We start from the raw sequence: 17,403 nt of genomic DNA on the forward strand, positions 1-17,403 counted from the left end.
CCTCGCTTACAGGATGCCGGTGGCTTCGGTGAGCAGCCAGATGCCGATCACAAGCAGCACGGCGCCGATAGCGACCGTGAGGCCGAACTGGCCCCACGTCTTGCGGCCGGTGTGGATCTCCGCGTAGGTCCCGTAGGCGTGGTAGCAGACGCCGATGAACATCGACGCCACCACCAGCAGGGCCACGAGCATGATGATGTCGTAGCCGTAGTTGCGGATCGTCTCCATGATGCCGTTGCCGGTGCCGCGCGTGGGGTTCTCCAATTGCGGCAGACCTTGCGCGAACGACAGCGCCGGCAGCGCGGCGGCGCCCAGGGCCACGGCGGCGCGCTGGGCAAAACGGGAAGTGAGGTTGCGGTTGTGCATGGTCGGGCCTTTCAGGTCAGGACAGAAGGAAGAAACTCAGGACGAGGTACATCGCGACGAAGCGGATGCAGACGCCGAGGAACTGGCGCTGGTTGAGGCGGCTCTCGGACCACCCCACGTAGGCCGTTCGGATGGCCCAGACGCCCCACACGAGCAGGACCGCGAACACGACGCCGACCAGAACGGTCGCCATCGCGGAAGGCGCGATACCGCTGTTGGCTTGAAATGCCGAGACCTGGGCGCCGTTCATTGCTTGCCCTCCGCAGTCGTCGCCGGCAGCGGCTCGGTCGCCCGTTCGGTGCGGTATTCGCCGGCCAGTTCGGAGGGGGCGCGCGGTTGAGCGCGCGATGGCGTCAGGTGAAATTGGATGCCGGCGCGCACGCGCGCCAAGTCAGCCTGGAGCCGCGGGTAATCGAAGTGGTAGCGCTCGCCCGGTGTGATGGGGGTATGCGCGGCGCTGTCCGCGACGGTGCGTTCCAGCGCGTCGAGCTGGCGCAGCGCGGCGACCAACTCCTGGCGCTGCGCCGGGGACTCGGCCAAGGCCATCGGGGACCGGCCCAGCACGAGGGCCGTCACGAGAAAAGTGGGCACGCCGCGATGCGCGGCGCGCAGCCAGATCGAAGCCAACATCGCGCCATTCCTGTGTGATCAGCAATGGGTTGATCGTGGAGATCAGGGCTGTTTCAGGCCGCAAACAATAGGAACCCGGAAGCGACCGGATTGATGGCCTAGAGGTACTTTTTGAAGCTGCCCGCGGTCAGGCTCACGGCCAGTCCCAGCAAGGCTGCGCTGGGCAGCAGGATCAGCAGCGGATGCACCGAGATCGGCAGCGCGAGGTAGGTGATCCAGGGCAGCACGGCCAGCGGCATCAGGCTCGCTTTCGCGCGGTGGTAGATGAAGCCGGATTCCCGGCCCGCGCCGAACCGCCGCACGTCCCGCCGCACCAGGCCGTCGATCAGGCCGACGAATGCCGCAGTGAGGATCAGCGGCAGCGTGAGCACCAGGACCAGCAGGCGCACGAGGAACGTGAGCGTCGTGAAGGCCGCGGCGATCAGGTAGCTCTCGGCCCAGACATAGGCCTGGCTGATGTAATAGCGGAAGTTGCGCGTCGGCTCGCGGCTGGGCGCACGGGCGCGCTCGGCGGTCTGGCTCATGCGCTCCAGCAACCCCGAGCGCACGAACACCCACCCGTACCCGGTATCCACCAGCTCGTGCGCCGTGCGCCCGGGCTCCTGCACCACCACGCTGCGCGTGAAGTGGTTCGACAGGTGCCCGAGTTCGTACTGCAGCATCTGCTGGGAGTGGCGCCAGCCCTGGTCCTTCCAGAACAGGTGCATGCCGACGCACTCCACCACGATCGAGAACAGCAGCGAACCGATCAGCACCCCGAGCAGCCTGAACGGCAAGGTGATGGTGCCGACGATCAGCCCCTGGCGCTGGTTCTGCTCCCGCTGCGCGGTCGAGGCGGCATCCTTCATGGTGCGGCCTCGCCGGTGCTGTCGTCGGCGCCGGTGGCCACCGCGTCAGGCTCGGCCGGAGCGGCGTCATCCAGCAGGTCGTCGGGCAAGGCAGCCTCCTGCAAGGCTGGGGAACTGGTGAACTCCCACCATTGCGTGGCCTCGCTGTAGCTCTGACGCATGTACCCAGCCAGTTGCTGCAAGTCCGCCGGCATCACTTCATCGGGGTCAGGCGCTGGCAGTGGCATCCGGACCTTCCAGAGCTGACCACCCTGCAGCAGCGCGAAGCATTGGCCTTTGGGCAGGCCGACGACGTGGGATGGCTCGATCATCGGCACGCTCGACATGCTGATGCGGTCTTGCGTGTTGCTGGTGAAGTCCGTCGTCCCGCGGATGTCCGAGGCATCGGTCGCGCCGGAGACGATGGTGGTGGTATAGACCTCCACCTTGGGCAATTGACGGGTCAACAATTCCGCGGTGGCGGTTTCCCGAACCCGCAGCATGAACAGGTTGTTGAAGTTGCCGATCACCTGGCCGGCCTTCGCGCGGTTGCCGATGCGGGCCTCGATGTCCGAGAGCGTCTGCGTATACGCGGTCACCTGCAGCCCGGCACCGCCGCCCTTGTTGATAAGGGGGATGAACTCGTCGCCCATCAGTTCGTTGAACTCGTCGGCATGGACGTTGATGGGAATGCGCGTGCCAGCCGAGGCACCCGGCAGGCCGTCGTCGATCCCGTGCTTGTAGATGTGCCCGGCTACCGACACCAGGTCGGAGAACATGGAGTTGCCGACCGCCGCGGCGACTTCAGCATCCGACAGCGCATCCAGGCCGACATAGACCACGGCGCGCTTCCTGATGACTTGCATCCAGTCGAAGATCGGGCGCGCGTCAGACAGGTCGGAGTAATTCGGCGCCAGGAGTTGGGCGATCTTGCCGCTGGTGAGCTTTTCCAGCAGCGGCAGCAGCGATGCAACGATCTTGTCGAAGTAGGTCTTGTCGTAGCGCACCGCCGAGCGCAGGCCATCGAGCACAGGGTCGTAGTTGCGCGCCTGGGAGAGGTATTGCTCCAGCGCCACCACACGCTTCTCGCGCCCGATCATGTTCCTTGGGATGTTCTTCTCGTTGAGCTTGGCCTCGATCTGGACGATCACCTCCCAGGTCTTGGGCTCGGTCTTGGCGAAGTAGTGTTGGGCGTACTCCATGAACAGCGCGTCGATGTTGATTACGTGCCGCTGGATCAGCATGTAGTCCGGGCGCTGCCCCAGTTCCACCAATGCGCGCGCAATGATGTTGACGAAGCGCCATGCGAACTCGCGGAACGCTGCACTGTTGCCCTCGCCGGAGAGTTGCCCGGCAATGCGCGTGGCGACTTCACTGATGCGTCCGAAGCGCCCCACCGCGTTGTAGCGTGCAGAGAACTCGGGCCAGCCGAGGTGAAAGACGTAGAACTCGCCCTCGCGACCCGCTCGCTTGGCTTCGACGTACATGCGTTTCAAGAGATCCGCGTCGCCCTTGGGGTCGATGACGATCACGACCTCATGCTCACCGTCTGCATTCGTGCGACGGATGTCCTGGGTGACGAACAACTCGGCCAGCCGCGTCTTCCCCACGCGCGTGGTGCCCAGCACCAGCGAATGGCCGACGCGCTCACCCAGTGGCAGGCTGACGTCGACCTCGTCGGGTTCGATGCCGTGCAATCGCGGCAGGCCGCCTACCGGTGGCAGTGGCCGCACGGGGTTGAATGACACATCCCAGCCCGTGAGCCGTACGAGGCGAGACAGTGGAAACGGTGCGAACTCCAGCCGCTCCTCCAGGCGTCGCGCCAGCCGGTATGCCGGTGTTGGCTCGACGTAGCGGCGAAATTCCGGCCGGTACGTCTGCATCAGCCTGTGGGTGTGCTTCTGTTCCCACAGGAAACCGCGCCCCACGAACAGGCGCTGCTGGCTGACCGGCACGTCCCTGCTCGTCATCACGTAGCGCGGCAGGCGCCGGATGTTGCGGCGGTAGCGCAGGATCACCCGCGCATCGCGGTAGCGGATCGCGCCATAGGCGCCGAACGCCAGTGCGGCACCGACGCCCATGGCTGGGCTCAGCGCGAGCGACCACGGGGCCACCAGGGACAGAAACGCGGCGCCCGCACATGCCGCGACGGTGTATAGCTCCACCGCTGGGCGCAACAGGACTTCGACGGGCTGTTTCCCCGACATGGCCTCATTGCTCGATGCCGGTCGCCGTGATCAGCGCCGGGTAGTGCCGCAGGCCCAGGCGTTCGGCCAGATCATCGCCGGCCACGGGGGCCATCGGCACGCCAGGCGCCAGTGCGCGCAACCGCGCCAAAGCCTGCGCGGTCTCGACATTGACCACCAGGCCGACCGCGCCGCGGTCGTGCAGCGACGCCGCGTGACGGCGCAGCCAGGCTTGCGAGGTCTCATCGTCGCCGATGACCACGAAAGGCCGCAGGCCCGGTGCCTCGATCACGCGCCGCGCGACGAAGCCGGGCATCAGCTTCGCGCTGCGTACCGGCAGCATCGCTGCCTCGTCAGCGGGGGTGGCGGGAATCTGCGGCGTCGGAATGGGAGGCCGCAACGCGCTGTTGGCGCGTGGCTGCAGGTTAAGCGCTTCGTAGTACGGCAGCGCCGACGCGCCGCCGCGGTCCTCGACCACGATCAGCGGTTCGGCGGCATGCGCGACCAACGGCAGCGCCGCCAGCAGCGCGAGCAGGCCCCGCAGGGTCCAGAGCGGTTTCGTCATGGGGTCGACTCCTGACGCACGGCTCGCGCCGTGGCGATTGAGTGCGTGCCCTGCACGCGGGCGAGGTGTCGGGATACGCTGCGTCGATAGCGGGCGGCAGGCTCACCGCCCGCGGGCCGGTGGTAGCGGCCCATGGCCAGCAGCCAGTCTTCACCGGGGGTGTACTGCTCCTTGAGGATCTCGGCGGCGCTGGCGAGATTGCGGTACGGGTCCAACAAGTCGCAGGCATGGGTGTAGCGGTGCGGGTGGTAGCCCAGGTTGATCTGGCCCAGGCCCGCGTCGATGCGCGTGGGTGGCGTAGATCGCATCGCCTGCTGCAAACCGGCGCAGGCATCGGCACGGGTGGCGAAGCGCCGCGACTGGCCGGCGACATTCAGGGTCCACGGCCATGGGACGATGCGTCCATTGCGTCGCATGCCGCTCTCCTGCAAGGCCACGGCGTAGAGCACCGTCGAGGGAATGCCCGCGCGCTGTGCGGCAAGCTGGTAGGCCGGTGGCGGAACCTCCTGGGCATGGGCGGCGCAGGCGAACAGGCCCGCAGTGAGCGCCAGTGCGCGCAGCAGCGCCGTTACGGCTGGCGTTGCCATTGGCCGTTCACTTCGCGCACAACCGCAGGCAAATCGCCGGGCAGGCTCAGCGACAGCCAGCGGCCGCCGTCGTGGTTGAGCGTGATGCCGCCGCTGCGCACCCGGGCCGGGTCGATCTGGGCGCGCTTGGCCCAGTCGCGGATGCGCGCATCGTCCTGGCGGCTGCCGACCATGTAAAGGTCGAACTCGGCACCCGAGGATTGCAGGCGTTGGACGAGTTGCCCGCAAGCCGCGCAGCCGTCCTTGATGAACACTGCCGTGCGACCGCTGCCCCGCGCAGCGGCGGCGCCTGGCCTCTCGTCAGACAGGTTCACCCGCTGCATGCCGGGGTTCAGGCGCTGCCAGGCCTCGTCGTAGGCGCGCTGGTACGCGAGCAGCTTCTCCACGCGGCGCGCTTCGACTTGCACCTGCAGCTCTGCGTAGCGCCGCCGTTCTTCGTCGGTGCGCGCCTCGATGCCCAGGGCGGACAGCGGGTCCAGATTTGGCGAGTAGATGCCCAGCGGCCCATCCATCAAGTCGCGATAGCGCGCCCATTCCTGCGGTTGCAGGCCCCATTCGCCTGCCACCCGGTCGTCCAGGATGCGGGCGGCCAGCGGGCGCTCCTGGCTCTGCGCATTGCGGGCGGGGGTCGTGGCGGGCTGCTGCGCCCAGGCGGGCAACTGCATGGAGCCCAGCAGGAACGCGTACAGGATGATCGACGGCTTCATGTGGTGGGCTCCGGTCAAGGAATCGCCACGCGACGGGTCTGGTCGCCGGCCTGGAACACCGCGGCATTGCCCTCGATCGCCTGCAGGCGCCACGGACCCAGCGCATCACCCGGCAGCAGCACCTGGAGCTGATCGGGCGTGAAATCTCCGGCACTCGGGGCGACGGACACGCTGCGCTGACCCGCGCGCAGCTCAGCGCCGACGACACGAAATGGCAGCGGCGGCGGTTCGGACTTGGCGGTGGCCGGTTGGCTCGGGGTGCGCCGCTGGGTAGGCGCCGCTGCACGCGCAGTCGCTTGGCGCACCTTGATCTGCTCGACTTCGGTACGCAGCGCCTGAACGTCCTCGGCGGTGGCATAGCCACCCAGCGCCTGTTCGGCTTGAACGATGCGCGCCTCCATTGCCTGCCGAGCGTCTTGCAGGCCTGCGGCGGTGGCGGCTGCGGGCTGCTGCTGCAAGGCCCGCGTGGTCTCGGCCAGCCCGGTCACCTGGGCTTCGAGGCGCTGCAACCGGACATCGAGCTGCTGCTGGTCGGCCTGATCGGTCATCGTCTGGTGGCCCAGGATCGCGAAGACACTGAGACCCAGCAGCCAAAGCCAGAGCAGGCTTTGCAACACCACGGCGGCGGTCGGGCGCCGGAGCGGCTGTGCCGCGTTCATGGCTGGCCTCCCGCAAAGGGGAACGTCTGCACGGCCTCGGCAGCAGGCGGCTCGGACACCGGCTCGGCACCGGTGTCGCGACCAGGCCGCTCGAAGCAGACCTGCCGCGTCCGGTCATCGGCGTGCAGTTCCCAAGCCGGACCGGCCAGGGTGAGCAGTGCATCGCGCAAGGTCATGGGGCCGAGATGCAAGTGCGCCGCCGGCAGCGGCAGCGCGTACAGCTCGATCACCGCATGCGGGGTCTCGCAAAGCTGGTAGCCGCTGCGTTTGAGCACATGCCGCAGCCCGTCGCCGACCGTGGCGCGGACCTCCTTGGGCATGGACACGTCGATGGTCTGCACCAGCAGATCGCGCTGCGCCGCCATCGGCGCCAGCTCCACCAGGGTGTAGCGGCCATAGCGCACGACGGGAATGAACTCGGGCGGTGCAGCCTCGGGCGCGGGTGGGACGTCCTCGACGGTGCTGGCGGCCAGCGGCGGTGGCGTGGTCGCGCAGCCGCTGGCCAAGGCTGCGGCCAGGAGGCTGGTACCGACCAGACACCGGGATACATGGATTGCAGGCATGGCATCGGCTCTTCTGTTGCGATGCCGATACCTTGGCTGCGCGCGGCTGCGCGGTCAGTCAGAAATGCGAACTGGGGGGTGCCCGCTTTTGCAGTCCAACACATAGCGCAACCCGCAAATCCAACTGTGGTTTGCACATTAATTCTATAAATGTTGTATTATCGAATCATGAAAGAGGATCAAGCCATTTCCGCCTTAAACGCCCTGGCTCACACCCAGCGCCTGCGCGTGTTCCGCGCCTTGGTCGTTGCTGGCCCGGGCGGACTGACGCCGAGCACGCTAGCTGACCAGCTCGACGTGGCCCGCAACACCTTGTCCTTCCACTTGAAGGAACTGGCCCATGCTGGCCTCGTCAGCATCGAGCAGCAGGGCCGCAACCTGATTTATCGCGCCGAGTACGGCCGCATGGACGGTCTGATCGGTTACCTGACCGAGCATTGCTGCCAAGGTGGCGTATGCGAGGTTTCTCCATCCAAGACCTGCTGCTGACCATGACCGATACCACTTACAACGCCTTGTTCATCTGTACGGGCAATTCGGCCCGCTCCATCCTCGCCGAAGGCATCCTCAACGACATGGGCCAAGGGCGGTTTCACGCCTGGTCGGCAGGTAGCCATCCGAAAGGCGAAGTTCACCCGCTGGCACTCGCCACGCTGGAGCGGCTGCACCTTCCGACAACGGGCTACCGCAGCAAGAGCTGGGACGAGTTCGTGAAGCCCGATGCGCCGGTGTTCGATTTCATCTTCACCGTCTGCGACAACGCAGCCGGCGAGGCGTGTCCGCTGTGGCCGGGCAAGCCGGTGTCGGCGCATTGGGGCGTGCCTGACCCGGCAGCCGTGGAAGGCACCCTGGAACGACAAAGCAAGGCGTTCTTCGATACCGCCATGACGCTGCGCCGACGTATCGAGTTGTTCCTGTCGCTTCCGATCAAGAGTCTCGATGCCATGTCGTTGCAGCGTGAACTGCGCGACATCGGCCGCCAGTGAGGCCCGCCCGATGAGCGCAACCGATACTGCCGGCCCCGCGCCAGCAAACTCCGCCATGAGCGGCTTTGAGCGTTACCTGACGCTATGGGTGGCGGTGTGCATCATCGCGGGGATCGCTCTGGGCCAGTTCGCGCCCGCCGCATTCCAGGCCATCGGCCGCATGGAGATTGCCAAGGTCAACCTGCCGGTCGGCCTGCTGATCTGGGTAATGATCATCCCCATGCTGCTGAAGGTGGACTTCGCCGCGCTTGGCCAGGTGCGCCAGCATTGGCGGGGCATGGGGGTCACGCTGTTCATCAATTGGGCCGTCAAGCCGTTCTCAATGGCGTTGCTGGCGTGGATCTTCATCCGCCACGTCTTTGCCGACTGGCTGCCCGCCGATCAGCTCGACAGCTATATCGCCGGCCTGATCCTGCTGGCTGCTGCACCGTGTACCGCAATGGTTTTCGTTTGGAGTCGGCTGACTGGCGGTGATCCGGTATTTACGCTGTCGCAAGTGGCCTTGAACGACACCATCATGGTGTTCGCCTTCGCACCCATCGTCGGCCTGCTGCTGGGCCTGTCGTCGATCACGGTGCCGTGGGACACCTTGCTGGTGTCGGTGGGTTTGTACATCGTCATTCCGGTCATCCTGGCCCAGCTCTGGCGCCGGGCGCTGCTGCGCAAGGGGCAGGCCGTGTTCGACAGGGCACTGGAACGCATCGGCCCATTGTCCATCGCCGCGCTGTTGCTGACGCTGGTGCTGCTGTTCGCCTTCCAGGGCGAGGCCATCATCCGGCAGCCGCTGGTGATCGCCATGCTGGCGGTGCCGATCCTGATCCAGGTGTTCTTCAATTCCGGTCTGGCGTACTGGCTCAACCGCCAGGTGGGCGAAAAGCACTGCGTCGCTGGGCCATCCGCGTTGATTGGTGCCAGCAACTTCTTCGAGCTGGCCGTGGCCGCCGCCATCAGCCTGTTCGGCTTCCATTCCGGCGCAGCACTCGCAACAGTGGTCGGCGTGCTCATCGAGGTGCCGGTCATGCTGCTGGTGGTGCGCGTGGTCAATCGCTCACGCGGCTGGTACGAACGCCGCGCGACCACTTCGTAACCTCCAAGAGGCATCCATGAGCACCATCACGATCTACCACAACCCAGCCTGCGGCACCTCGCGCAACGTGCTGGGCCTGATCCGCAACAGCGGCGAGGAACCGACCATCATCGAGTACCTGAAAACGCCGCCCGACCGCGACACGCTCCAGGCGCTGATCGCGGCGATGGGCGTGCCGGTGCGAGACGTGCTGCGCGAGAAAGGCACGCCCTATGCCGACCTCGACCTGGGCAACCCGAAGTGGAGCGACGACGACCTGATCGGCTTCATGCTCCAGCATCCCATCCTCATCAACCGGCCTATCGTGGTCACGCCGCTAGGCACGCGCCTGTGCCGGCCTTCGGAAGCCGTGCTCGACCTGCTGCCGCAGCCGCAGCGCGGCGCGTTCAACAAGGAAGACGGCGAGCCGGTGGTCGATCAGGACGGCCGCCGTGTCTGAATCTCGTCTCGACCTGCCGAACATCGACACGGCGCTGTTCCAGCAACCGGACACCGAACATCTGTTCGCGCCGGCACGGGCCACGCACGCGCCGCGCTTCCTGCTGCTCTATGGTTCGCTGCGCGAACGCTCGTTCAGCCGCCTCGCAGCCGAAGAAGCCGCACGCATCTTGCGGGCGCTGGGCGGCGAGACCCGATTGTTCAATCCGTCCGGGCTGCCTCTGGTGGACGATGCGCCGGCCGATCACCCGAAGGTCAAGGAACTGCACGAACTGGTGCAATGGGCCGAGGGCATGGTGTGGAGTTCGCCGGAGCGCCACGGCGCGATGACCGGCCTGATGAAGACCCAAATCGACTGGATTCCGCTGTCGGTCGGCGCGGTGCGCCCGACCCAGGGCAAGACGCTGGCGGTGATGCAGGTATCGGGCGGCTCGCAGTCGTTCAACGCCGTCAACCAGATGCGCGTGCTGGGCCGCTGGATGCGGATGCTGACCATCCCGAACCAGTCCTCGGTCGCCAAGGCGTACCAGGAGTTCGACGAGGCCGGACGCATGAAGCCCTCGGCCTACTACGACCGCGTGGTGGACGTGATGGAAGAACTGATGAAGTTCACGCTGCTCACGCGCGACGTGGCGCCGTATCTGGTGGATCGTTACAGCGAGCGCAAGGAAAGCGCTGAATCACTGTCCAGGCGTGTACGGCAAGGTGCAATTTGACGCTGCGAGGCGCTGAAAAAAGAGCCGACGACCTCTCGGTCGTCGGCATTGCGTGAAGTTCAGGCGGCGACCAGTTGCCGGGCCAGTGCGACCTCGACGGAATCACCATCCTGGTTCAGGACATCCAGCCCCGATTCGGGCACGTCGCCCGAGGTGGACTGCGAGACCATGATCTTCTTGGCCATCAGTTCCAGGCAGGTCATCTGCGAAGAACCGGCGTAGCCGAGGTAGATCACGCGCACCGGCAACTTCTGCCCGATGCGCCAGGAGCGGCGTGCCGCCTGCTGGAGCGAGTACACGTTGTAGCCCGACTGCATGAACACGATCGTCGGAAACTCCAGCAAGTCCAATCCCGTCTTGACCAGCTCGGGATTGGTGATGAGCACGTCGATGCCACGATCCAGTTGCTCAGCGATCCAGTCTTCGCGGCGGCTGGCATCCACGCTTGCGCGCAGCACCGCCACCTTGAAGCCTTCTTGCTCCAGCAGCACCTTCAGGCGCGACGTGGTGTCCCGCGTGCCGGTATAGACCGTGTAGGCCAGAACCTTGCGGCCCTGCGCCTTCTCCGCTTTGCAGATGTCGATCAGCTCACGCTCCTTGGGGCTGATCTCGAACTCGTTGAACTGAGCCGGGACAAACGCCAAGGTGTTGCGCGTGCGCGGATGCACCACGGTCTCCGACCGGAAGCAGCAATCCGGCCAGGCCAGCAGCACGTTGAGGACCACACCCAGCAAGGTCGTATCGCGTCGCGCCAGAGCCTGTTTCAGCTCCGCGGTCAGCCGACCCGCCAGATCGCGGTAGGCCGCGGCTTGCGCCGTGTCCATCGCGACTTCACGGAACTCCTCGTCATACGGCGGCAGGACGTTGCCACCGATGTCCTTGAGCTTGAGAAAGATCGTGAACGGCAGGATGCAGCGCAGCACGCCCTTGGGGCCAAACCCCGGGGCCTTGACCGTGCGCACCGATACCTTGGTGCCCTTGGCCGTCTTGTGCGCCGTGCCGGTGCTCTCGGAGTAGATGTCCTTCAACACCCCGTGATCGCGCATGAACGCCATCGCAGCCGAGGTCATGCTGCCGCTCGTGGTCGGGCGGTAGCCGTCTTCGATCATCCGCCCCGGAAGGGCTCGGAACAGCAGGTGGAACAGGTCGTCCCCGTAGCCGCCCATCAACGTGCCGGTCAGCAGCAAGGTCTTGCGAGCCTTCGCCGCCAGCACGCCCATGGCCTGGCCCTGGGCACTGCCCCCGTTCTTGTACTCATGTGCCTCATCGGCGATGAGCAGGTCGAACGTGCCTTGCGGCAGGTAGCGTTTGATGAACTCGGACGGCTGATAGCCGCCCTCGCCAAAGCCGAACTCCATGTTGGCCATCGCACGTTCCATGCGCGTGGCCTGACGGTCGGAAAACACCAGCTCGCCGTTGCCATCCATGAGGTTGATGAACTCATGGATGTTGTCGCCGAGCATCGACGCCAGGAACCCGTCACCGAACTTTTGCATCAGCTTCTGCGCGGTGACCTCTCCGATGGTCGGTATGCGCTTTAAGGCTTTGAGCACGGCCGAGGACTGGTCGCTGCCGGACAGACTGCGCGGGCGGATCAGTGTCCACAGGGGCGCGGCGCAGTGGCCGCACTTCCTGCGGCACTCCTCGGCTTGGAGCGCGATCGGGTTGACCGGCTCGCCGTCGAGGTCGGTGATGACCGTGCCGCAGTCCGGGCAGGCCGCCACGTCGCCGTGGCGGGTGCGCCGCGTGGTGAAGACAGGCTTCCAGTGAAAGCCCATCCGCATCCTGACGCGCCCCAGGACGAAGAACTCCTGGCCCGTGGGCTGCACGCCCAACTGCTCGCGCAGCTTGATGAGCTTGACGAGCGTATCCGGCCCGTTGAGTACCCACACCTTGGCACCGGCCACCGTCTCCTGGATCTCGCGCCGCCACTTGTAAACCAGGTGGGGCGGCGACAGCACCAGAGTGCGGCGATAGCCTTCGGCGTTGAGCACGGCGGCCGTGGCAATGCCGACGGTCGTCTTGCCGCAGCCCATCTCGCCATTGACGATCGCAGCACGTTCGCCACGGTCGATCAGCAGCTCGGCGGCGGCGTGGACGACTTCGGCCTGGGCTGGGAACAGCTTGCGCTTGAGGCTGGCGACCACCAGTTGCCGGTGCGCCTGCGGTTGGCCGGTATAGACCGGCGGATTAGCGCTGTTGAGGGCGTCGAGTAGTTCGTCGCCGAACTCGCCGACAAAATCCTGAAGGCTCAGGGTCAGAGGGGAAGATTCCGCGTCGAGCAGTTCGCCCTGTACGGGCGCGGATTCAGCGGCAGTGGTTTCGAGATCGAGGGACATGGTGATGCTCCAAAGAAAAATGGGGCATGCACCACCCCCAGCGGGGCAATGGCATGCCCCGTGGTGGGAAGAGAATCGACGCGTGGCTGAGGGTGGTTGAAGGTGCTGGCCTGGGCGGCCCGCAGGTGAACCGTGCTCAGTCTTCGGACGGAAGCACGATGACGGTTGCGCAGCGCTGCGAATCGGTGACGATGCGAATGGCGAGCCCCGGATGGATCACGTAGTGCGATTCCAGCGACGCGCCCGATTGAAGCGCGCTGCTGTTCGTCTGCCATTGCTGGATGTTGACGTCGCCCCAGTCGCCACGGGTGTGGCGCCTGAAGTACGGGATCGGGTCCAGGCGACCCGCGCGGACCAGGCGGTCTACACCTCTGCTGAAGATGAGCGCCCCGATGGGGAACGCCAGCCGCTGGCAGTAGGTTTCGATGCGATGCGATGCCATGGGCTCCTCCTTGATGAGTCATTGAGCCACGACACCCCTGCCGGAGTGAAGTGGCTCCGTCAGGTGGATGAGGATGACGATGTGGGGCCTCAGATCAGGTCCCGCTCTTCGGGAAGCTGGACCACCGTGGTCTGGTGGTCCTCGCTGGTCTTGACGATCAGCGCCAGGTCCGGCGTGATCCTGAACTGCGAGATCATTAGGTTGTCCTGTTGGATCGCCACGTCGTTGGCTTGGCGTGTGGCCTCATCGATCTCGCCCCAGTCCCCGCGCACATGGCGCTGGACATAGGCCAAGGGGTCGATCAGGCCTCGCCGGGCCAGCCAATGCACCTTCTCGCTCAACTTCAACGTACTCGGTGCGAACAACGGTTGCTTGTGCGGCGCAGGCCGCTTGAACGGATTGGGGATCATGGTGTTTCTCCTTCGAGTTGGTACAGCAGGACGGCAGCGCGTCCGGTGGATCAGCGAATGGTCAACACCTCGCCCCGTGTCGCGGAGCCAGGTGTCATGTCCCACGCGCGGATGACGGGAACGAACTTGTCGGTGAGGATGCGGGTCTCGGCGATGGAGCCGTCTTCGCGTTCGGTGAACTCCCGCTGGAGCGTCTTGTCCTTGTGGGTGTCACCTTTGACGACGAGCACGCGCCCGGTCTTGGAGCGCACAACCCCCGAGATCGCACCCGCGGCCAGAGCCAGGGCGAGATGCCAGCGGGACAAGGCCCGCGCCGGTGGACGCAGCGATTGCTGCGCAGCCCCCAGGTGCGTGTCCTGCGATGGCCACAAGCCTTGCAGCCTGCCAACCTCATCGGCGAACTGCTCGGGCTCCATCGTCACGCGGAAGAAATGCTCTGGCTCGGCCGGGCTGGCGGGGACGATGTACGGCAGGAACGGCCACTCGCTCGGCAGTTCCTCGGCTTCGACTTCGCCTTGCCCTACCTGCAACAGCAGATTGCGCACGGCCTTGACGCCATCGGGCACCTGCTCGCGCTGGCGCACCCGGCGTCCGAAGATCACCACCTGCTTGAACTGCGTCTCCACCGCTCGGTAGATGCGCAGGTCCGTGTAGTGGCGCGTCAGCCAGCCGACCAACTCCGCGTCGAGCACGTAGCCGGGGACGATGAAAACCAGCACGCCGCCGTATTGCAGCAGCGAGAGCGTGCGCTGGTAGAACAGCTTTTCAAGGCGGGCACGGCCCTGGCCCTGATAGCCGATGTTGCCGTTGACGTCCTTGGACAGGTCCCCATACGGCGGGTTGAGCCAGAGCAGCCCGAAGGACTGCTTGGAGACCATCGTGTCCATCAGGTCCGCGTGCAGGCAGTGATCGACCAGGCCGCGGGCATGGCGCGCCCGCTCCGCGTCGAACTCGACGGCGAACGCCTTTGCCTGCTCGCGCCCGAGGGCATGGGCGGCTTCGGCGATCGCCACGCCTTCGCCGGCGCAGGGATCGAGGATGCACATCGGCCCGTCGCTGGGCATCAGTGCGTTGAGCGCTCTTTCGAGCGTGGGTTCGTCGGTCGGGAAATATCCGTTCTTGACGAAATTGCGGGCGAGCCGCGGGAACATGAGGGCCATGGAAGTCTCCTGGTTGGCGGGGATGAAACACGGAAGTACGCCAAGGCGTGCCTCCGAGGGTGGGTCAAGCCGCTACCGCTTCCGGCGTCCAAATCTTGGCCGGATACGGATAGGCGGTGAGCGCGTCGCTGCGGATCAGGGAGCCGAGCGCCAGGGTCAGCGCCGGCACGTCGATGGCGAGCCGATGGCCTTCCAGCGGCCCGAGGGCGAACGGAAGGCGGGCCAGCATCTCGCGGGTTTGCAGCAGTTCCAGCACGGTCTCGCGCCAGTGATCGAGCAGCGGCAACGGGCAGGTGTCCCGCACCAGCATCCACAGGCGGTCAAGCCTGTGGGCGCTGTCGCGTGGCAGCAGTGCCAATGCGCTGGCGTTGGCCTTGTCGGGCTTGACGCAGCGCCGGTCGAACAGCCACACGTTGGACAGCGAGCCGAACAGCGTCCGCCGGTACGCGCGCGTGATGCGCTTTTCCAGGCGATCGACGTTGCCGATGAATACCGGGACGCTGCCGCCCTGGTCGGTGATGACGTGGAACTGGTCCAGTCCCTGCTCGTCGCGCCCGAGGGTCAGGCGAGCGAGGAACTGCTGGACGGCGGTGTCCCGCGCCCAGATGGACAGGAAGATCAGGTTGCCCTGGTCATCGCCGACGCAGGCGTCGGCCATCACGTCCGGGCATTCGTCGATGCGGTACAGCGTGGAAGAAGTGTTTGCGGGCATGGTGGTGTCCTCGGATGAACGGGAACAGCACCGCCCGCTGGGGCAAGTACTGCCCCAGGGGGTGGAAGAAAACCGCTCAGTCCGGCTCGAACTGCCGGGTGTGCGGGTTGAAGTGAAGCGGCTCGTCCGCCGAAGTGATCGGCGTGAAGCCTTCCAGGTAGATGTTGTTGAGGTACTGGTCGCGGTAGGTCAGTGCCTGCCGTGCCTGGTCCTGGGTGAGGCCGTTGTCGATGAAGTACGCCAGCATTTCCTCGTCGGAGGACACTTCGTCGTTGGACAAACTCCCTTCAACGAGTGCCAGCAACGAGGGCGGAAGCGTTGCCAGGATCGGGTCCATGTCGGTTCCTCCTGGCTCAGGCCATCGACGCCGCGGCGGATGCCGCGGATGCCGTGGGTGTGCGCCGCCGGGCGTGGTAGGCGCGAACGCCTGCACGCCAGTCGGCGGACTGCTCCGGTGCGAGGTCCAGATAGGACAGCGGGCACGTGTAGTAGTACGGGTGCATGGACTCGTCCAAGGACTTGTAGCCCCACTGGCCGCCGCTTCGTTCAAGCAGATCGCAGCGGATGTAGCGCAGGGACTGGCCCGGTGCGAGATCACGATGCACGCCTTCGACCTTGGCGGTCACTTCGGCGACGGACCACAGCACGTTGCCGCGCAGGGTGTGAGCGATGACCTTGACGCTGGCGCGCTCGGTCTCTTGCGGTGCGATCAGTTCCGCGATCAGTTCGGACCGCGATTGGTTTGAGAAATACCAGCCCATGAGAGGCCTCCTCGAAAAGTTGAGCTGAAGGCCTCCCCGTGGGGAAGAACCCCCAGCGGGTGATGGAATGCCGCATCTGCGGCGAAGGAACCTATGCGTCGCCCTCAATCCCAGTCGTCATCGTCTCGATCACAACCGGCCGGGCAGTAGCCGAACTCGATCCCGTGCGAGCAATAGCCATGCTCCGCATTCCAGTCCTGGGTTTCCTGCCGTTCGGCAGGTGTTGCGTAGTCCCATTCCTGGGCCGCGATTTCGAGAGCCTGAGCACGTTGCTCATCCGGCAAACGATTGGCCTGTGCGTCGATCGCCGAACTGAAGAGCGTCACGTAGTGGTCGTAGGACAAGCCGCAACCGCGCTGGGCGTGTGCGGCGGCCGCTTTGCAAAGGTCCCGCCACGCGGGTTCATCCAGCGTTGAACGCGGGGTATCGGAAGCGATGGTGGACATGATGGAGACCTCCAGAAAATGGCCAGGGCCTCCCCCGCATGGGAAAGGAACCCCGGCGGGTGGATGAAGAACACCGCGCATGCGGCGTCTGCGATCACGCAGGTTTTGGTTCGGCCTGGCGGCTCCACTCCTGCGTCTTGAAGTCCAGCGCGTAGCCCAGCTCGCCCAGGCGGGCGATCTGCGCGCGCAGGGTGCGGCGGTCGATGGTCGAATCCAGTTTCACGGACTCGCCCAGCGGCCACAGCAGGCCGAAGAGCGCGGCGTCACCGTCTTCGGTGCTGCCGGGGGCAGCGGCCGTAGCAGGCGGTGGCGCATCCACGCCGAAGGGCGTGGTATCGACCAGCGGGTCCGCGGACGCCTGCACGGGTGCGGGCTTGGCGGGCCTGGACGCTTTGGTGGGCTTGGCCGGCGTTGCCGCAGGCTGCGCCCCTTGCTCTTCATCGAGCGGATCGACGTCCTGGGTGGCGAAGCTGCGGGCTTCGTCGCGGCTGAGTTTGTCGATGCCGTTGAGCGTCATGCCGTCGAGGCTGGCACGGATCTCGAACCGCATGCCGCCGCCGACCGGATAGGACTTCGGGAAGATGTACCTGATGATGAATTCCCCGTCGTACTTGCCTTCGGGGTACTGCTCCAGCTCCGGGTCTTTGACCTCGAAAGTACCGAGGTGCGTCGCGAGGCGGCCAACCGTGAACGGGCCGTTCTTGCCGCGGATGGTACGCAGCGTGAGCTGGCCGGGGACGACGATGGGCGCAACAGATTTCTCGGAAGCCGATGGGGTTGCCATGATGGTTCTCCTGATGATGAATGACGGGCCGC

The 17,403-nt window shown here is 65.8% G+C and carries 24 protein-coding genes; 5 read left to right on the top strand and 19 right to left on the bottom strand.

All coding sequences use genetic code 11. From position 1 onward, the window contains the following. Positions 1 to 6: 6 nt before the first annotated feature. The 10 genes from AC5P57_RS03760 to pilL2 form a co-directional block, all read right to left on the bottom strand. Positions 7 to 366: a TIGR03745 family integrating conjugative element membrane protein gene (locus AC5P57_RS03760; RefSeq protein WP_003090173.1), complete on the bottom strand. Its 360-nt coding sequence runs from the start codon at positions 364 to 366 to the stop codon at positions 7 to 9. A gap of 16 nt (positions 367 to 382) precedes the next feature. Beyond that, positions 383 to 616 (bottom strand): TIGR03758 family integrating conjugative element protein, encoded by a 234-nt coding sequence (locus AC5P57_RS03765; RefSeq protein WP_003050225.1) that lies wholly within the window; start codon positions 614 to 616, stop codon positions 383 to 385. After that, the gene (locus AC5P57_RS03770; protein WP_013391806.1) at positions 613 to 996 is read right to left on the bottom strand and encodes an integrative conjugative element protein, RAQPRD family; all 384 of its coding nucleotides are present in this window, start codon (positions 994 to 996) and stop codon (positions 613 to 615) included. Before AC5P57_RS03770 ends, AC5P57_RS03765 begins: the two co-directional genes overlap by 4 nt. Before the next feature lie 98 nt (positions 997 to 1,094). Then, positions 1,095 to 1,844 carry a TIGR03747 family integrating conjugative element membrane protein gene (locus AC5P57_RS03775; RefSeq protein WP_013391805.1) on the bottom strand — a complete coding sequence of 250 codons (750 nt, stop codon included), beginning with the start codon at positions 1,842 to 1,844 and terminating at the stop codon, positions 1,095 to 1,097. After that, on the bottom strand, positions 1,841 to 4,030 hold the full coding sequence (gene traD / locus AC5P57_RS03780; protein ID WP_013391804.1) for a type IV conjugative transfer system coupling protein TraD: 2,190 nt from the start codon (positions 4,028 to 4,030) through the stop codon (positions 1,841 to 1,843). The genes AC5P57_RS03775 and traD overlap by 4 nt, the downstream gene beginning before the upstream one ends. Positions 4,031 to 4,034: 4 nt before the next feature. Continuing rightward, complete coding sequence (locus AC5P57_RS03785; RefSeq protein WP_013391803.1) at positions 4,035 to 4,574, bottom strand: integrating conjugative element protein; 540 nt, start codon at positions 4,572 to 4,574, stop codon at positions 4,035 to 4,037. Further along, positions 4,571 to 5,161 carry a transglycosylase SLT domain-containing protein gene (locus AC5P57_RS03790; protein WP_013391802.1) on the bottom strand — a complete coding sequence of 197 codons (591 nt, stop codon included), beginning with the start codon at positions 5,159 to 5,161 and terminating at the stop codon, positions 4,571 to 4,573. The genes AC5P57_RS03785 and AC5P57_RS03790 overlap by 4 nt, the downstream gene beginning before the upstream one ends. Continuing rightward, positions 5,143 to 5,868, bottom strand: a complete 726-nt coding sequence (locus AC5P57_RS03795) for a TIGR03759 family integrating conjugative element protein (RefSeq protein WP_013391801.1) — start codon at positions 5,866 to 5,868, stop codon at positions 5,143 to 5,145. The genes AC5P57_RS03790 and AC5P57_RS03795 overlap by 19 nt, the downstream gene beginning before the upstream one ends. Before the next feature lie 14 nt (positions 5,869 to 5,882). Further along, positions 5,883 to 6,527 carry a hypothetical protein gene (locus AC5P57_RS03800; protein ID WP_013391800.1) on the bottom strand — a complete coding sequence of 215 codons (645 nt, stop codon included), beginning with the start codon at positions 6,525 to 6,527 and terminating at the stop codon, positions 5,883 to 5,885. Next, the gene (gene pilL2 / locus AC5P57_RS03805) at positions 6,524 to 7,090 is read right to left on the bottom strand and encodes a PFGI-1 class ICE element type IV pilus protein PilL2 (RefSeq protein ID WP_016445102.1); all 567 of its coding nucleotides are present in this window, start codon (positions 7,088 to 7,090) and stop codon (positions 6,524 to 6,526) included. Before pilL2 ends, AC5P57_RS03800 begins: the two co-directional genes overlap by 4 nt. A 168-nt stretch (positions 7,091 to 7,258) precedes the next feature. On the opposite strand from pilL2, the gene AC5P57_RS03810 reads away from it, so the two are divergent. The 5 genes from AC5P57_RS03810 to arsH are packed head-to-tail and all read left to right on the top strand — an operon-like array spanning position 7,259 to position 10,317. Further along, positions 7,259 to 7,579, top strand: a complete 321-nt coding sequence (locus AC5P57_RS03810) for an ArsR/SmtB family transcription factor (RefSeq protein ID WP_016445103.1) — start codon at positions 7,259 to 7,261, stop codon at positions 7,577 to 7,579. A 2-nt stretch (positions 7,580 to 7,581) separates the two neighbouring features. Next, positions 7,582 to 8,076 carry an arsenate reductase ArsC gene (locus AC5P57_RS03815; RefSeq protein ID WP_013391797.1) on the top strand — a complete coding sequence of 165 codons (495 nt, stop codon included), beginning with the start codon at positions 7,582 to 7,584 and terminating at the stop codon, positions 8,074 to 8,076. A 55-nt stretch (positions 8,077 to 8,131) separates the two neighbouring features. Further along, positions 8,132 to 9,163, top strand: coding sequence for an ACR3 family arsenite efflux transporter (gene arsB / locus AC5P57_RS03820; RefSeq protein WP_425483440.1), 1,032 nt, complete (start codon positions 8,132 to 8,134; stop codon positions 9,161 to 9,163). Between the two features lie 16 nt (positions 9,164 to 9,179). Next, positions 9,180 to 9,602, top strand: coding sequence for an arsenate reductase (glutaredoxin) (arsC, locus tag AC5P57_RS03825; protein WP_013391795.1), 423 nt, complete (start codon positions 9,180 to 9,182; stop codon positions 9,600 to 9,602). Further along, on the top strand, positions 9,595 to 10,317 hold the full coding sequence (arsH, locus tag AC5P57_RS03830) for an arsenical resistance protein ArsH (RefSeq protein ID WP_013391794.1): 723 nt from the start codon (positions 9,595 to 9,597) through the stop codon (positions 10,315 to 10,317). The genes arsC and arsH overlap by 8 nt, the downstream gene beginning before the upstream one ends. A gap of 59 nt (positions 10,318 to 10,376) precedes the next feature. On the opposite strand, the gene AC5P57_RS03835 is transcribed toward arsH, so the two are convergent. The 9 genes from AC5P57_RS03835 to AC5P57_RS03875 form a co-directional block, all read right to left on the bottom strand. After that, positions 10,377 to 12,656, bottom strand: a complete 2,280-nt coding sequence (locus AC5P57_RS03835) for a helicase-related protein (RefSeq protein WP_013391793.1) — start codon at positions 12,654 to 12,656, stop codon at positions 10,377 to 10,379. 136 nt (positions 12,657 to 12,792) lie between these two features. Then, positions 12,793 to 13,098: a hypothetical protein gene (locus AC5P57_RS03840; protein ID WP_003116817.1), complete on the bottom strand. Its 306-nt coding sequence runs from the start codon at positions 13,096 to 13,098 to the stop codon at positions 12,793 to 12,795. An 89-nt stretch (positions 13,099 to 13,187) separates the two neighbouring features. Beyond that, the gene (locus AC5P57_RS03845; RefSeq protein WP_003116818.1) at positions 13,188 to 13,508 is read right to left on the bottom strand and encodes a hypothetical protein; all 321 of its coding nucleotides are present in this window, start codon (positions 13,506 to 13,508) and stop codon (positions 13,188 to 13,190) included. A gap of 50 nt (positions 13,509 to 13,558) precedes the next feature. Continuing rightward, complete coding sequence (locus AC5P57_RS03850) at positions 13,559 to 14,692, bottom strand: DUF6094 domain-containing protein (RefSeq protein ID WP_223224654.1); 1,134 nt, start codon at positions 14,690 to 14,692, stop codon at positions 13,559 to 13,561. A gap of 40 nt (positions 14,693 to 14,732) precedes the next feature. Continuing rightward, positions 14,733 to 15,380, bottom strand: a complete 648-nt coding sequence (locus AC5P57_RS03855; protein ID WP_003116820.1) for a hypothetical protein — start codon at positions 15,378 to 15,380, stop codon at positions 14,733 to 14,735. Positions 15,381 to 15,456: 76 nt separating this feature from the next. Continuing rightward, positions 15,457 to 15,717 (bottom strand): hypothetical protein, encoded by a 261-nt coding sequence (locus AC5P57_RS03860; protein WP_495219431.1) that lies wholly within the window; start codon positions 15,715 to 15,717, stop codon positions 15,457 to 15,459. 16 nt (positions 15,718 to 15,733) lie between these two features. Then, on the bottom strand, positions 15,734 to 16,141 hold the full coding sequence (locus tag AC5P57_RS03865) for a hypothetical protein (RefSeq protein WP_003116821.1): 408 nt from the start codon (positions 16,139 to 16,141) through the stop codon (positions 15,734 to 15,736). A gap of 104 nt (positions 16,142 to 16,245) precedes the next feature. Continuing rightward, on the bottom strand, positions 16,246 to 16,587 hold the full coding sequence (locus tag AC5P57_RS03870; protein WP_495219432.1) for a hypothetical protein: 342 nt from the start codon (positions 16,585 to 16,587) through the stop codon (positions 16,246 to 16,248). Between the two features lie 94 nt (positions 16,588 to 16,681). Further along, positions 16,682 to 17,371, bottom strand: a complete 690-nt coding sequence (locus AC5P57_RS03875) for a DUF3275 family protein (RefSeq protein WP_003116823.1) — start codon at positions 17,369 to 17,371, stop codon at positions 16,682 to 16,684. Between the last annotated feature and the right edge of the window lie 32 nt (positions 17,372 to 17,403).

It is taken from the genome of Stenotrophomonas sp. YJH_SMC_79, from assembly GCF_059367995.1.

Bases quoted from the DNA above. Each gene is read 5' to 3' on its own strand.
- arsB (WP_425483440.1), top strand. From the start codon at position 8,132: ATGAGCGGCTTTGAGCGTTACCTGACGCTATGGGTGGCGGTGTGCATC.
- AC5P57_RS03810 (WP_016445103.1), top strand. From the start codon at position 7,259: ATGAAAGAGGATCAAGCCATTTCCGCCTTAAACGCCCTGGCTCACACC.
- AC5P57_RS03840 (WP_003116817.1), bottom strand. From the start codon at position 13,098: ATGGCATCGCATCGCATCGAAACCTACTGCCAGCGGCTGGCGTTCCCC.
- AC5P57_RS03845 (WP_003116818.1), bottom strand. From the start codon at position 13,508: ATGATCCCCAATCCGTTCAAGCGGCCTGCGCCGCACAAGCAACCGTTG.
- traD (WP_013391804.1), bottom strand. From the start codon at position 4,030: ATGTCGGGGAAACAGCCCGTCGAAGTCCTGTTGCGCCCAGCGGTGGAG.
- AC5P57_RS03875 (WP_003116823.1), bottom strand. From the start codon at position 17,371: ATGGCAACCCCATCGGCTTCCGAGAAATCTGTTGCGCCCATCGTCGTC.
- AC5P57_RS03760 (WP_003090173.1), bottom strand. From the start codon at position 366: ATGCACAACCGCAACCTCACTTCCCGTTTTGCCCAGCGCGCCGCCGTG.
- AC5P57_RS03785 (WP_013391803.1), bottom strand. From the start codon at position 4,574: ATGACGAAACCGCTCTGGACCCTGCGGGGCCTGCTCGCGCTGCTGGCG.
- AC5P57_RS03860 (WP_495219431.1), bottom strand. From the start codon at position 15,717: ATGGACCCGATCCTGGCAACGCTTCCGCCCTCGTTGCTGGCACTCGTT.
- AC5P57_RS03865 (WP_003116821.1), bottom strand. From the start codon at position 16,141: ATGGGCTGGTATTTCTCAAACCAATCGCGGTCCGAACTGATCGCGGAA.
- AC5P57_RS03770 (WP_013391806.1), bottom strand. From the start codon at position 996: ATGTTGGCTTCGATCTGGCTGCGCGCCGCGCATCGCGGCGTGCCCACT.
- AC5P57_RS03870 (WP_495219432.1), bottom strand. From the start codon at position 16,587: ATGTCCACCATCGCTTCCGATACCCCGCGTTCAACGCTGGATGAACCC.
- AC5P57_RS03775 (WP_013391805.1), bottom strand. From the start codon at position 1,844: ATGAAGGATGCCGCCTCGACCGCGCAGCGGGAGCAGAACCAGCGCCAG.
- AC5P57_RS03835 (WP_013391793.1), bottom strand. From the start codon at position 12,656: ATGTCCCTCGATCTCGAAACCACTGCCGCTGAATCCGCGCCCGTACAG.
- pilL2 (WP_016445102.1), bottom strand. From the start codon at position 7,090: ATGCCTGCAATCCATGTATCCCGGTGTCTGGTCGGTACCAGCCTCCTG.
- AC5P57_RS03790 (WP_013391802.1), bottom strand. From the start codon at position 5,161: ATGGCAACGCCAGCCGTAACGGCGCTGCTGCGCGCACTGGCGCTCACT.
- AC5P57_RS03795 (WP_013391801.1), bottom strand. From the start codon at position 5,868: ATGAAGCCGTCGATCATCCTGTACGCGTTCCTGCTGGGCTCCATGCAG.
- AC5P57_RS03855 (WP_003116820.1), bottom strand. From the start codon at position 15,380: ATGCCCGCAAACACTTCTTCCACGCTGTACCGCATCGACGAATGCCCG.
- AC5P57_RS03800 (WP_013391800.1), bottom strand. From the start codon at position 6,527: ATGAACGCGGCACAGCCGCTCCGGCGCCCGACCGCCGCCGTGGTGTTG.
- arsC (WP_013391795.1), top strand. From the start codon at position 9,180: ATGAGCACCATCACGATCTACCACAACCCAGCCTGCGGCACCTCGCGC.
- AC5P57_RS03815 (WP_013391797.1), top strand. From the start codon at position 7,582: ATGACCGATACCACTTACAACGCCTTGTTCATCTGTACGGGCAATTCG.
- AC5P57_RS03765 (WP_003050225.1), bottom strand. From the start codon at position 616: ATGAACGGCGCCCAGGTCTCGGCATTTCAAGCCAACAGCGGTATCGCG.